Raw genomic sequence first — 14,763 nt, 5'->3', positions numbered from 1 at the left:
GATACTGAATATACTTACATTCTGCAATTACCAGTAGCCTGTCATTTATTCATATCAGCTCAATTAGGGCCAGTTAGTTAGTTTAGACACATCAAATTTAATAGAATTCAAATAAGAAACTGAATTTGCTAAATAAATGACTGGTCCGATTTTTAATTTATGTATTTAAAAAACCTGAATAATGTCCTGATTCAGAAAATCCTATCCATTCCCCATCAGAATACAATTTCATAAGCAACCATATTAACCACCCTGCTGTTCTATTTATCTAAACTTCTTACCGATCTGCACAAAAAAACCGCAGCCTATTAGAAGCTGCGGTCTTCAACTCAAATCTGATAGTTATTCTGCTTGAACGGATGTTCCGGCTGGAAGCAGTAAATTTAGCACTATCGCCAGTAAAGCACATAGTCCTACACCAGCAAAAGCCATGGTACCGATTTTCACAACCATGCCACCTACACCCACAATCAAAACAGAACTCACAATCACCAGATTACGCGGTTGCATTAAATCCACTTTAGCATCAATCAGTGTTTTTAGCCCCAGAGAAGCAATCGTGCCAAATAGTAGCAACATGATACCGCCCATTACAGGCAACGGAATTGAGCTCAGAAAAGCATTAAATTTGCCAAAAAAGGCCATTAAAATCGCAAACACAGCTGCCCATGTCATAATTACCGGATTACTATTCTTGGTAATCATCACCGCACCGGTAACTTCACCGTAGGTTGTTACCGGAGGGCCGCCGATTAAACCGGCAATACACACACCCAAACCATCTCCAGCTAAAGTTCGATGTAAACCGGGGTCTTTCACATAATCATTACCCGTCACCTTACCAATAGCCATAATTCCGCCAATGTGCTCAATAGCCGGCGCAATCGCTACCGGCAGCATAAACAGCGCAGCCTGCCAATTAACTTGCGGAGTAGCAAAATGGGGAACAGCAAACCACGGCGCCGCAGCCATAGCACTGGTATCCACCATTCCGGTTAGCAATGCCATTATATAACCGGCTGCCACGCCTATCAGAATCGGAATCAAACGCATCATCTTACTGCCGAATACCGTCACAATTACTGTTACCGCAAAAGTAAAACCTGACAAAAACAGCGAATGCGCATAATCCACAACTTGTTTATCACCGGACTTACCCATAGCCATATTACAGGCTACCATTGCCACAGAAAGCCCAATTACCATAATCACCGGACCAATAACCACCGGCGGCAGCAAACGGTGCACCGAAGCCAGCCCGCGCCACTTAATCAGCGCAGCAAAGACAAAATACATAAAGCCAGCAGCAAACAGGCCAAACATAGTCGAACCCAAACCCCATTCCTGCATGGCATATATAATCGGGGCAATAAATGCAAACGAAGAACCCAGATATATCGGCACCTTACGTTTAGTACAAATCTGAAATAATAATGTGCCAACACCCGCACCCATCAGCGCCAGAGCTGGATTTAGCCCTGTTAACAACGGCACCAGAACCATGGCACCAAAGGCCACAAACAAAATTTGTGCGCCGGCCAGCGCTAGTTTAAATTGGTGTCCCACCCAGACACTCCCCATAAAATAATCAAAAACTCTTCATTATAGTCTAGTACCAAATAAAAAATAGTTATAATTTGTCGCCAATCAGCTAAAGCTTGAATAATTTAATTAATTTTTAAATCATAGCCTTATTTGTAAATTTAAAAAATAATTTCCATTAACTCTTGCGTATTTGTTCATTATTGCGCATAATGCGCCTCTCTTTAGCCGGCATAGCTCAGTTGGTAGAGCAGCTGACTTGTAATCAGAAGGTCCCGAGTTCGACTCTTGGTGCCGGCACCAGTTAAAAAAAAGCGTAATCAAACGATTACGCTTTTTTATTTGCAATTTAATCATTACATCTCTCGAATATCAGTCCACAATCTAAGTTTTCCTTTCTACACACCTAATCTAATAATAACGCATCCGCCATACAACCTATGGATTACAACGCTAAACAGCTAAGCCAGCCGAAACAAATCATCCAGTACAAATAATAGACTGACTTTTTATTTTCTGAAGATTTAGAGTCGAAGAAGCCTCCCACTCCTTCAAATCCATTGAGTATCTTGCTTTTCAAGTCATTCCCAACGCTATATTGCACCTTCACCCATAAAAACAGCCATAACTCATCCCAATTTACATAATTGATAACTGAAACAATTAATTCAGGCATTTATATTTACTTTAAAATAATGGTTGTGTTGTTAAACTCTTGACCATGTCCAAAAAAAATATTGTTAGGCAATACTATCCAACTGCATTAGATGCAACCAATAAATAAAATTGATTAATAAATTTTAGTATTTATTAATCAATTCATATTAGAACACCCTCATCACAAATTAATAATTCAATACAGCAAATAACAAAAAATTTAATTAAAATAAATTGTTAATCAATTATCTTCATCTCAAGTAACTATTACATCTGTTAAATTATTGTTAGCAGAAACCAATAATTTGTTTTAGAATATGCAAAAGCTGAACCAATATCGCCCATCCACCTGAGCTGCTCAGGATTACTGGATGGCGTTTTTAATTGTGGCCGACTCAGCATAATGTAACTTGCAATAATCAACTCATGTCTCATACTACCTATCAGTTAAAACCGCATGAACGCCCAATGATGGCCGGTTCCCCTTCTTTTCCGGATCATCCGTGGAAACGCCGCGTCTGCTATGCCATCATCGGCGTGATCGTAGGCTTAACTGCCGGATTTACCAATGGCATGATGCTGGCCAATATTCCTCAGATTCAAGGCTATTTGGGGCTGACACCCGAGCAAGGAGGCTGGATACAAGTCTCTTATTACATGTTTAGTGCCATTATTAGCGTCTTACTGTTTAAAATTCGACAGAATTTCGGCTTGCCACGTTATGTAAGCTATATCGTTACGGGACTAATCATTACCAACTGCCTGCAATTCTTTTTCCATGATTATCATATGGAATTATTTGCTCGCGGCATGAGCGGACTCGTAGGTGGCAGTTTAAATAGCATGGCCATGTACTACATGATGCAAGCCATGCCCGCTATACATCGCGGTAAAGGCATACTACTCGGCCTCGGCTTGACCCAGCTAAGCCAGCCGCTGGCCAGATTTCTTTCCCCTTTGCTGTTGCAGCACGAACAATTTCAGCTAGTGTTCAGCTTTCAGCTTGGCATGGCGTTGCTGGTATGCGGAGCCGTATGGCTACTTCCTATTCCTTCTGGCTATCTGGAAAAATCATTCGAAAAAATCGACCTAATTAGTTTTCCTCTAATGGCTGCAGGTATCGCCTTTATTTCCGCTGGTGCAGTGCAAGGACGCATTGTTTGGTGGGACAAAGACTGGATTGGCTGGCTGTTTGTTGCCGGCGTTGTATGCTGTATGCTTTCCGTAATTATTGAATACAACCGCAAGCGGCCAATGTTTGATATCAAATGGATGATGCATACCAACGGCATGTTGCAGGTATTGGTTTTCGGCTCACTTATCCGCGTAGCCCTGTCCGAGCAAAACATGGGTGCAGCTGGTCTAATGACAGCCTTAAGTCTAAGTAACGATCAGATGATTCATTTCTATGCCGTAACATCTTGTGGCGCAGCATTGGGACTAATGACTAGCGTACTAACATTCAAACCTACCGATATTAAATTACCACTGGTGATTTCCTTCGCCATCATCGCCATTGCCAGCTTTATGGAAGTTGGACAAAATCAGTGGTCGCGACCAGTGAATTTTTACCTACCAGAATTCATGATTGCTTTTGCATCATTATTCTTTTTCGGTCCTGTAATGATGGAGGGTATGATTCGCGCGCTCGCCAAAGATCCTGTTTACATCATGAGCTTCTCCGCTGTATTTGGATTTTCACAAACGGTCGGTGGTCTAATTGGTTCAGCTCTGCTGAACGCCTTTATCACCATCCGTACCCGTGTGCATTTAATCAATAGCGCCGATGGTTCCTATTTAACTGACCCTCAGGTTAATCAGCTTATCCAGCAAAATGCGCAAGCCAGCCAGCGATTCAGCTTCGACAGCACATGGAATCACGCATATGGCGTGAGTAAATTGATTCAGCAAGATACCATGCTGGCACAAGTAGCCGCTTACAATGATTTATTCGTTACCGTAGGCATCGGTTCATTAATCTGTTTTCTAGTAGTTGGCGCACAACGCTGGTGGCATCAGCTACATGGCACCAACCCTATCGGAAAAGAACTCAGAGGCTTTGCAGCAGCACGCCAGCGCGCGATGCAGGAACCGCCCAAACAATAAGCTAAAATAATATTTAGGATAATAATGACAAACACACCACAAAACACATCCGGACAAAAACCGGATACCGAAACAAACAAGCCTGAAACCTCGGCATCTGCCACCCAAAATTTAGGCAGCGCCTCTTCATCAGCACAGACAGGTGACAAACAGACCAGTTCAAATCAAAATAACGGTGCTGCGGCCGCCGGCCAGAATAACACGTCACCCAATCAGTGGCAGCCGCCTAAACGAAAATGGTTTGTCACCGCTATGCTGGTGCTGGTGCTGATGCTGGGTGTACTAATGATTTTACGCGCATGGAAATTGCCACCATTTCGCAATTCCATGGTTTCTACCGATAATGCTTATGTACGAGGCCAGACCACTATCATTAGCCCACAGGTCACCGGCTATGTTACCAAAGTATATGTACAGGATTTTGACGAAGTAAAAGCTGGACAGCCACTTATTCAGATAGATGATCGCATCTATAAACAGAAAGTAGCGGCTGCGGAAGCCGGAATTGGTCTGCAAGATAGCTCCCTAGCTAATTACGAACAAAACCGACGTATCAAAGAAGCCAATCTGGTTGCAAGAGAAGCAGATATAGCCAACGCACAGGCTCAGCTGGAAAAAGCACAGGCCGATATGGCAAGGGTAAATGTGCTAGTGGCAGATGGCTCTCTGTCTTTGCGTGAGCGTGACCAGACACGTGCCGCATTAAAACAGGCACAAACCGGCGTTGCAGAAGCCAAAGCCCAGTACCGCGTTGCTCAGGAAGACCTGAAAAGCACCCATGTCAATAAGGGCGGCCTGAAAGCCAATGTGGATAATGCACATGCCCAGCTAGGTCTGGCACAGATTGACCTGTCCAATACGGTAGTGAGAGCGCCGGAAAACGGACGTCTAAGTGAAATCAGCGTTAAAAATGGCCAACTAGTAAATGCTGGCACACAATTAATGTTTCTGGTACCGGCACGCAAATGGGTAGTGGCCAATTTCAAAGAAGCTCAGACAGCCAATATTCGAGTTGGTCAGCCAGCATGGTTTACCGTAGACGCATTAAACGGCGCCAAAATCAGAGGCACAGTGGAAAAAATCTCACCAGCTGCAGGCAGTGAATTTTCCGCCATCAAACCTGATACTACCACTGGCAACTTTGTCAAAGTACCGCAACGCATTGCCGTACGCATCCGTATCGATAACCATAATGAACTATTTGAACGCCTGCGCCCCGGCATGTCGGTAGTAGTCAGTATTGATACCACTAGGGTGAAAGCATGAACGCCCCATTGATTAAGTTATCCTTACTTACGGCTATGGCTATCAGCCTCAACGGTTGTATTCCTCGTATACCGGCTGTACCGGCCACAGCACGAGTACAAGCCCCCGCTCACTGGCACGAACAATCCACAACAACTAGTCAGAACGCAGATGCTCAATGGTGGAAACAGCTGAATGACCCTGTGCTGGATCAGCTCATCAATGAAGCTCTAACAAACAATATTGATTTAGCTCTGGCTCAGACCCGTGTTCAGGAAGCACTGGCTCAGGAACACGCCTCGCGTGCCTCGTTGCTACCCACACTGGAGGCCAGCGGTGGGACCACCCGCCAGAAAAGCCTGAATGCGTTTGGAGTAGCCACTTTAACACGAGTAGAACAGCCCAGTTTTCAGGCCGCCTATGAACTGGATGTATTTGGTAAAAACCGCCATGCCTATCAGGCTGGCCGTTTAAACCGACAAGCCACTGAAACGGCCGAAGCAGCAACACACCTGAGTGTAATCAGCACCACAGTGAAATCCTATATTACCCTACGAGCTCTGGATGAAAAACTCAATCTGCTACAAAAAACATTAGATGCACGACAGCGCGAACTGAAAATTGCCCAGTCCAAAGCCAATGTTGGTTATACATCCAAACTTGAGCTAAATCAGGCACAAGCAGAGTATGCCGCCACATTGCAGCAGATTCCAGTAGTCCAATCGAGTATCAGCCAGCAAGAACATGCATTGAGTATGCTGGTTGGTTCCAGCAGCCGCACCATTGAGCGTGGTTTACCATTATCCCAACTGCAAGCACCGGCCATTCCTGACATGCTGCCATCTGAACTGATGCAGAATCGTCCAGATATAGTTCAATCTTCATTATTACTGGCTGCCAGTGATGCCAATCTGGCTTTAGCGCGAGCACAGTTTCTACCGTCAGTAAAAATCAGTGCTACTTTTGGCCGCATTTTTTCCACTGCTCCGATTAAAGAACCGGTAAACGTCTGGAGTATAGGCGGCAGTATACTGGCACCCATCTTTGAAGGCGGTAGTATCAAGGCCAACTTTGATTTGAATGTAGCCAGACGCAACGAAGCTGCATGGAATTATCGAAAAACCGTGCTCACAGCGTTAAAAGAAGTGGAAGATCAGCTCTCCGCTAGCTACCGTTTGCAAGAACAGGAACAAGCATTGGAAATGGAGCAGAAAGCACTGGCTAGTGCTCTGCATCACGCTAGCAACCGCTATCATGCCGGATATTCACCTTACTTAGACGTACTGGATAGTCAGCGCAATTTGCTCAGTGTAGAAAGTCAGCTAATTCAGAGTAAAGCGGATTACCTAAACGCACAGGTTTCACTATATCAGGCATTGGGTGGCGGCTGGACACCAGCCATAAACACTGATACCCAGCATTGATATTTGGACTTATTTCTCGAAACAAGCATAATTTTTTAACGGTCAGTCAGCACCCTGCTGCAAATCGGCACAACACCCAGTATGTTAAAATTGATTTTTAATTAGTATTCGTTTAATCAGTTTTATTATGTTTATTGCTTCAGAACACATCGACCGGCTATTACCACAAACCCAGTGCAGGCAATGTGGCTATCAGGGTTGTGCTCCTTATGCACAGGCATTAAGCCGAGGCGAGGCGGCCATTAATCTGTGCACACCGGGAGGTATAGCCGTTATCCGTGATCTGGCGCAATTACTCAATGTACCGGTTATCCCTCCTGCTGACACCAATAAAGCTCAGCAGCCTAAGGCTATAGCCGTCATTGATGAAGACGAATGTATTGGGTGTACCGCCTGTATCAAAGCTTGCCCAGTAGATGCCATTTTTGGTGCAACCAAGCAAATGCATACTGTTATTACCAGCGAATGCAGTGGATGTGAATTATGTCTCCCCCCCTGTCCGGTAGACTGTATCCATATGCAGCCAGTAGCAGACCAATGGTTACCCCGCTCTCGTCTTTTAACTGAAGATATTCAAAATGAGCGCTTTGCCGCTGCTAAACAAGCTCATACCCGTTTCCAACACCGTAACGAACGCTTGCATCGTCTACAAAAACAAAAACAACAGCAACTACAGGCACGGCAGAAGAAAACCACAGCCACAACAACTAAATTAAATTCAGCAAGCAACATCAATCCAGCGGCTCTGATTGCCAAGGCCATGGCTAAAGCGCATACTCAGCAGCAGCAACGACGTGTGCCGGATAATCACGACTCATTTCAGCAACAGCAGATTGCCAAAGCTCAGCAACAGGCCAGCTACCGCCGTGCCATGCGTGATTTCCAGTATGGAAATGAAAAGCAAAAAGCAGAGGCACAGGAATGGCTGCGTTTATACAAACAACAGCACGAATCCCAACAATAATGCGCTTAACCTGACAAAATTAAATAAAAATGCTAAAATTACAGGCTAAATTAAAATAATTTAGCTGTATAAATTAACGAAATTAAACAAATGAAAAAGCTGAAACTGATTCTAGCTACCCTGACTGCCCTGTTGATGGTGAGTGCCTGCGCCATTGCAGACAAACCCAATACCCGTTATCTGTCCGGTAACTGGCAAATTCGTACTTTAAATGGTGAGCCTACTCCTGATACCAGCGCTCGAATCCGTTTCGACCCAAATACACACCAATATTATGCTTTTTTTGGCTGTAATCATATCCAAGGTAACTACCGAGATTTTCGTCACACTCTGCATCTAAGCCAACCGTTCGGTATCGATAAAATGTGTGCCAACATCGAAGATGAACGCACCGGTACCGGTACCCTCGGTTTCGTTAATTCATGGCGTATCATCAACGATACCACCGGAGTGCGGCTGCAACTGCTAGATAAACAGCACTATGTACGTGTCGAAGCTCGTTTATTAAAAGACGCTGACATCGAACAACATTAAGCTTTCCATTACATTATTAGCAATAAATAATCTACAAGCACTTACAAAACAAAATAGCCACATTGTCGTCCGCGACAATGTGGCTATTTAATTACTCTGAATTAATGCGGAGCAATCATATCTTCAGGAATCACCCACTCATCAAACTCTTCGGCAGTGAGAAAACCCAGCTCAATAGCAGCCTGTTTCAGGCTGGTATTTTGCGCATAGGCAGTTTTGGCGATTTTAGCAGCTTTTTCATAGCCGATATGGCGGTTCAAAGCTGTAACCAGCATTAGTGAATGATGCAAATTGGCATCAATTTTCTCACGTACTGGCTCAATACCTTCCGCACAACGCAGATTAAAACTATTACATGCATCTGCCAATAAGCGAACTGATTGCAGAATATTAAACACCAGCACAGGCATAAACACATTCAGTTCAAAGTTACCGGACGCACCGGCTACTGTAATCGTCGTGTCGTTACCCATTACTTGTGCTGCGACCATCGTCATAGCCTCACACTGAGTAGGATTCACTTTACCCGGCATAATACTTGAGCCAGGCTCATTGGCTGGAATAGTAATTTCACCAATGCCACAGCGCGGGCCACTGGCCAGCCAGCGGATATCGTTAGCAATCTTGTTCAGACTTACTGCCAGTGTCTTGAGGCTACCAGAAGCAAACACCACAGCATCACGGCCAGCAAGTGCTTCAAATTTATTTGGTGCAGTTACAAATGGTAAACCGGTCAGTTCCGCTAGTTTTGCTGCCGCTTTTACCGCATATTCCGGATGGCTGTTCAAGCCAGTACCCACAGCAGTACCGCCCAATGGTAATTCATACAACCAATGCAATGCCTGCTGCAAACGTTCCAGACCATGGTCCAACTGGCTAACATAGCCACTGAATTCCTGTCCTAATGTCAGCGGTGTTGCATCTTGCAAATGTGTACGGCCAATCTTAACTATATCTTTGAAGGCTTCAGCTTTAGCCGCCAATGTGTTTCTCAATGCTTTTACTGTTGGCAACAAATGCTGATTAATTTGGATAGCTGTAGCCACATGAATGGCTGTCGGGAATGAATCATTGGTAGATTGAGCATGATTCACATGATCATTTGGATGCACTGGTTTGTAGCTGCCACGAGGCTGTCCGGCAATTTCGTTAGCCACATTAGCCAGAACCTCATTCATGTTCATATTGCTCTGCGTACCAGAACCAGTCTGCCACACAACCAGAGGAAACTGGTCTGCCAGTTCGCCAGCCAAAACACGTTCTGCCGCCTGTACAATCAGTCCGGCACATTCATCACTGATGCGTCCGAGCTGCTGATTGGTCAATGCAGCTGCCTTTTTTACCAAAGCCATGGCCTGAATCATGGCTGGCGGCAAAGTTTCACCACCGATATCAAAATTTTGCAGGCTACGCTGAGTTTGCGCTCCCCAATAAACATTTTCAGATACAGCGATCTCACCCATGCTGTCATGTTCAATACGTGTATTCATAACGTCTCCATGATTGCGCACACATTTTATTTAAAATAAAACAAATATTTGTGCAGCGGTCAGGCATTAACTACACTCGCAGACCCTCTGGAATATATTTAATCCCCATTCTAAAGAAGCTTAATTGTGCAGCGATTCAGCTATCTTAGCCACCAATTTATCACATTTGTAAATAGATATTAATATAAACATAAGATTTGATTATAAATTTCCAACATCATTTACCTATCAACACTAAACTGAACTTAGATATAAATTCCTAAGCTAAGATCCTAACTGCATACCACTCTAACAGCTATTAATTATGAAAAAAAATAATAGAGGGAACAGTTTGTGGCAGAATAGAAACTACCAAACAACACATATAAAATAATGGATATAGCCTTTCAGTTTTCAGCATTACTGGCACTGGGCATAGGTGCACAATGGCTGGCGTGGTATCTGAAACAACCATCCGTACTGTTTCTGTTGTTCACTGGCATAATCATTGGGCCAGTGCTGGGATGGTTTCAGCCTGATAAAGTCATGGGCGACCTCCTTTTTCCGTGTATTTCTTTAGGTGTAGCCATTATCTTGTTTGAAGGCGCCCTTACGCTGCAATTTCACGAAATCAGCCAGCATGGCCGTGTAGTTCAAAATCTGGTGACCTTTGGCACCCTCATTACCATTGCAGTATTATCACTAGCTACTTACTGGTTGTTCAAACTGGATATACGGGTGGCTATACTGTTTGGCGCCCTCGTCTGTGTCACCGGCCCCACCGTTATCGCGCCCATGCTGCGCAGCGTCAGGCCACGTACAAAAATTGCCAATATTCTGCGCTGGGAAGGCATTATTATTGACCCCATCGGCGCCATTGCCGTTGTACTCGTCTATGAGTACATAGTTTCCAACGGCCACGAAAATTCACTGCTGCTTTTTAGCAAAATTGTGCTAGTTGCTGTAATCTGTGGCGGGCTGGGTGCTGTAATTCTCGCCAATGCCATCAAACGCTATTGGCTGCCGGAATACATGCGCAACGTCGTCACCTTCGCATTTGTGCTTATTCTGTTCTCTATTTCCAACTATCTGGAAAGCCAATCCGGCTTGCTCACGGTAACGATTTTAGGACTTACACTAGCTAACTGGCCCCAATTTCCACGCCAAAGTATTCTGGCGTTTAACGAATCCCTTACCTTACTCTTTATTCCGACATTATTCATTATTCTTGCCGCACGTATGGACCTAGCTGCGCTACTTGGTCTTGGCTGGCACGGATTGTTGCTACTGATGATTGCCATGTTCGTTGCGCGTCCGTTGGCCGTTTGGTTTTCTTCTATTCACTCCGGTTTAACCGTGCAGGAAAAACTAATGATAAGCTGGATCGGACCGCGTGGTATTGTCGCAGCCTCGATTGCCTCATTGTTTGCAATGCGTTTAGAGCACCAGCATTTAGCCGGTACAGAATTACTGGCACCATTGGTATTTCTAATAATTATTGGTACCGTGTTGATTCAGGGGCTGGGCGCAAAAACAATTGCTATCATCTTGAAAGTACGCGAACCAGCCAATAACGGCGTACTGATTGTTGGCAGCAATGATGTCGCCCTGATGCTGGCTAATACCCTAAAACAACTGAATATCGATGTTTTGGTTGCCGATTATCACTACATACAGATTGCCCGTGCCCGCATGCAGGGTCTTCGCACCTATTTCGGTAATCCGGTATCAGAAAATGCACAGACACAACTCGACCTAATTGGCATTGGTCATTTATTCGCCGTCAGCCGCGATAAAGAACTGAATACCTTATGTGAACTCCAATTTCGGCATGAATTCGGCGAGCAGAATATCTACCGTATCCGTTTTGCCGAAGAACAGCATTTAACCGCTCGCGCCCAGAAACAACATCAGTTTGTTTCCCGCCAACTGTTTGAAAAAGAGGTGACATTCGGCCGGCTGGAAAACATGCTAAACAAGCAGGCTCGGATAAAAATTACCAACATTACTGCAGCCTACAACTATCAGCAGTACTGTCAAGACCATCCGCAAGCAATTCCTCTGTTCTTACAGGATAAAAACAATACCTTATATATCATCAGCAGTGAATTTCAGCCAGCATCTGCCATTGGCAAAAGATTAATTGCATTGGATTACTGAGCATCGGTTCCGGAAATCTCAGCGAACATTGGCTCATTAAATGATTTGCTGTCTGAATCAGATTACAATTAGCTAATTTTCCGGCCAATCCAACAAGCGCTAATACTGACACGTCTGCCGCACTCGGTGCCAGCAAATATGTAAGCATTGCCAGATAAATCTTCTGCCTGATATAAAATTAATATAAGATGGTTTTATGTGTAAACCATATCGTAAAAATATAAATATTAATTTTTAGTATTTAATATCGATTCAAAAGCTTTCAAACGTTTATGAATCGACAATAGCTCAATAATGGTTTTCCACGAACTAATCAGATATTGGAACGAATCACGCACATTGCCAAACACGTTCAGAATCTGATTAATTAGCCCTAAAGTCATCGTGCCTGCTGCAATCGACGGAGATAATATGAATAAACCGAATAAATTATCCAACTGCATGTACCATGTACTCACCAAATTAAAATAGGCGTAATGAAAATACAATCGGTAGTAATTCACCCTCACCCGCTCAAAAAGCTCTTTTAACGTAGCTGGCTGGGCGCGAGTAATATCATCCTCTCCATATACCAACTCTTTCCGGTAAGCTGCTTCTACTTTCTGATTATTGAATTGCAATCCCGGTAGCTTAATCCCCACCACCATCAGCAGTACCGTACCAAATAAAGACCAGCCTATCGCCGCCCAAACCAGCGAGTATTTAATTTCACCAATCAATGCAAGCACAGGTACATGGCTCGACAATTCAAATAGAATCGGTAAAAAAGCAATCAGCACCATCACAGCCCGTACCAGACTGACACACAATTCTTCCACAATAGTGGCAAAACGCATTGTATCTTCCTGTACTCGCTGAGAGGCTCCCTCTACTGTATGTAATTTTGGCCAGTGGTCTATATAATACTGGTTCATCGCAGTGCGCCAGCGAAACACATAATGGCTGACAAAAAAAGCATTCAGCATAATCATAGTCACCGAAACCATCGCAATCAGCAAAAACGTCAGCATATTCTGATAAATATTACTGATTGGCCCTCCACCACTGCTAAGCATCTTCTGTATCATGTCCCAGAACGGTCCATACCAGGCATTAATCGCCACACTTACCTGCACATTAAACCAGATGTTAAACAGAATTAATGCCGAACCCCATATAGACCAACGCTGCCATGGATGGCGTGCCACCACCGACCAGAAAACCGCGAATATCAACGTAGCCAGCACAAACCAGATATAAAACCACACAAAAGCAGGCGACCAAAAACGTGAAAGGCCAATGGCCAGAGGCTTATCAGCATAGCCTTGCGGAAAGCCGAACCATTCACCTGCAGACTTACCTCCTGTATACCAGAGAGCAATATTTAAACCAATCCACAAAATGGCAGACAAAAAAAACCAACGAGGCTTAGGAAAAAACGACTGGAACACAATTTCATCCTGACAAAAAAAACTACCGGTTAAAAAAAGATGGTTTCAACAATGTCAGCTCGTGCGTCACCAGCCACATGCATGCATCAGCGGAGATTGTAAAGAAGCTATTAAAAAGCGAGTGACTTGCAAAGTCAATCAATATAGTTAAGCCAGACACGGATTTAGTTTAAATATCTGTTTGTTGTGTCTGTATGTGTTAAGCACAGCAATTTGGCTTAGAGCATCCATTTTAAAATGGGTTTGGATTTATTCGTGAAAATTACGTTTCAAAAAATCCACCAGCAGAAAATGAGCAATGGCTAGAAATTTTAAAATATGCCATTTTTTCCACAAAAAAATTATCCTCTATATTAAATATTTATTAGCTTATTTCACTATAAAAAGCAAAGAAACAAACCCATTATTATTATATTTTTAAGCATCAAAAATACTTAAACGGTGCAAGCAAACTAACGTACAGCCGACATCACGTTCCTGTAGTGCTTAATTTTTCATATCATTCAGGGCTATTTTGCAGACCTAAAGTAATTAAATCAATTACCATGCGTGCAGAATTTTGGCCTGCTTGCTGTAAAAACTCATCAAAACTGATGGCAGCATTAGCGTCACCATTATCGGAAATGGCTCGGATGATGACAAACGGGATATGCAACTGATAGCAGGTCTGAGCAATGGCAGCGGCTTCCATTTCCACCGCCAGCACATCAGCAAATTTATTTTTGATGGCACTGTTCTGCTCGGCAGTACCAATAAACTGATCTCCACTGACTATCAAGCCTGTATGGATATGTGCACCAGTGAATACTTGCGCCGCGCAAGTAGCTGCTTCAACCAAAAGCTGACTAGCTTTAAATCTAGGTGGCAGCTGTGGTACCTGACCAGATTCATAGCCAAAAGCGGTAACATCGACATCATGGTGAGCTACTTCTTGTCCTACCACCACATCACCAATCTGCATACCAGCTTTAAGACCGCCTGCACTTCCCGTATTAATCACATAATCAGGTGCATATCGTTCAATAATGATTGCTGTTGTCAGTGCCGCATTAACTTTACCTATTCCGCTGAGTGCCAGCACTACCCGCACACCCTTAATTTCACCTTGATAAAAATGCACTGCCCCAGCCACATCATCCTGACGTTTATCCAATTGAGTTAGTAAATAATCCAGCTCAGGCTGCATGGCAGCAATAACGGCAATTAAAGGTGTTGGCATCATTCAATCTTTG

Annotated in this window: 10 protein-coding genes and 1 tRNA gene; 7 read left to right on the top strand and 4 right to left on the bottom strand. The window is 43.9% G+C overall.

Annotated features, from left to right (window positions below; genetic code table 11):
- Window positions 1-342 precede the first annotated feature (342 nt).
- On the bottom strand, window positions 343-1,581 hold the full coding sequence (locus tag BHC43_RS06695) for a uracil-xanthine permease family protein (RefSeq protein ID WP_100152432.1): 1,239 nt from the start codon (window positions 1,579-1,581) through the stop codon (window positions 343-345).
- 188 nt (window positions 1,582-1,769) lie between these two features.
- Here BHC43_RS06695 and BHC43_RS06690 point away from each other — a divergent pair.
- The 6 genes from BHC43_RS06690 (at window position 1,770) to BHC43_RS06665 (ending at window position 8,472) form a co-directional block, all read left to right on the top strand.
- Window positions 1,770-1,845: transfer RNA gene (locus tag BHC43_RS06690), tRNA-Thr, on the top strand.
- Between the two features lie 780 nt (window positions 1,846-2,625).
- Entirely contained in the window at window positions 2,626-4,305 is a 1,680-nt protein-coding gene (locus BHC43_RS06685; RefSeq protein ID WP_100156874.1) for an MFS transporter, read from the top strand.
- A gap of 24 nt (window positions 4,306-4,329) precedes the next feature.
- Window positions 4,330-5,571 carry an HlyD family secretion protein gene (locus BHC43_RS06680; protein WP_100156873.1) on the top strand — a complete coding sequence of 414 codons (1,242 nt, stop codon included), beginning with the start codon at window positions 4,330-4,332 and terminating at the stop codon, window positions 5,569-5,571.
- Window positions 5,568-6,974 carry an efflux transporter outer membrane subunit gene (locus BHC43_RS06675; protein WP_100156872.1) on the top strand — a complete coding sequence of 469 codons (1,407 nt, stop codon included), beginning with the start codon at window positions 5,568-5,570 and terminating at the stop codon, window positions 6,972-6,974. Before BHC43_RS06680 ends, BHC43_RS06675 begins: the two co-directional genes overlap by 4 nt.
- A gap of 127 nt (window positions 6,975-7,101) precedes the next feature.
- Window positions 7,102-7,938 carry an RnfABCDGE type electron transport complex subunit B gene (locus BHC43_RS06670; protein ID WP_100152429.1) on the top strand — a complete coding sequence of 279 codons (837 nt, stop codon included), beginning with the start codon at window positions 7,102-7,104 and terminating at the stop codon, window positions 7,936-7,938.
- Between the two features lie 90 nt (window positions 7,939-8,028).
- Window positions 8,029-8,472 (top strand): META domain-containing protein, encoded by a 444-nt coding sequence (locus BHC43_RS06665; RefSeq protein WP_100156871.1) that lies wholly within the window; start codon window positions 8,029-8,031, stop codon window positions 8,470-8,472.
- 101 nt (window positions 8,473-8,573) lie between these two features.
- Here BHC43_RS06665 and fumC read toward each other — a convergent pair whose 3' ends face one another.
- Window positions 8,574-9,962 carry a class II fumarate hydratase gene (gene fumC / locus BHC43_RS06660; RefSeq protein ID WP_100140021.1) on the bottom strand — a complete coding sequence of 463 codons (1,389 nt, stop codon included), beginning with the start codon at window positions 9,960-9,962 and terminating at the stop codon, window positions 8,574-8,576.
- Window positions 9,963-10,334: 372 nt separating this feature from the next.
- Here fumC and BHC43_RS06655 point away from each other — a divergent pair, with 372 nt between their 5' ends.
- A complete protein-coding gene (locus BHC43_RS06655) occupies window positions 10,335-12,101 on the top strand; it encodes a cation:proton antiporter (RefSeq protein ID WP_100140020.1) in 1,767 nt (588 codons plus the stop codon).
- Between the two features lie 227 nt (window positions 12,102-12,328).
- Here the strand turns inward: BHC43_RS06655 and sbmA are convergent, their stop codons facing one another.
- The gene (gene sbmA / locus BHC43_RS06650) at window positions 12,329-13,531 is read right to left on the bottom strand and encodes a peptide antibiotic transporter SbmA (protein WP_100156870.1); all 1,203 of its coding nucleotides are present in this window, start codon (window positions 13,529-13,531) and stop codon (window positions 12,329-12,331) included.
- A 499-nt stretch (window positions 13,532-14,030) separates the two neighbouring features.
- Window positions 14,031-14,750, bottom strand: coding sequence for a 5'-methylthioadenosine/adenosylhomocysteine nucleosidase (locus BHC43_RS06645; RefSeq protein ID WP_100156869.1), 720 nt, complete (start codon window positions 14,748-14,750; stop codon window positions 14,031-14,033).
- Between the last annotated feature and the right edge of the window lie 13 nt (window positions 14,751-14,763).

Origin of the sequence: Snodgrassella alvi, from assembly GCF_002777855.1 — a bacterium.
GTDB lineage: Bacteria > Pseudomonadota > Gammaproteobacteria > Burkholderiales > Neisseriaceae > Snodgrassella > Snodgrassella alvi_E.
Note: the sequence above shows the minus strand (reverse complement) of the source record. Positions and strands in the feature narration are given on the sequence as shown.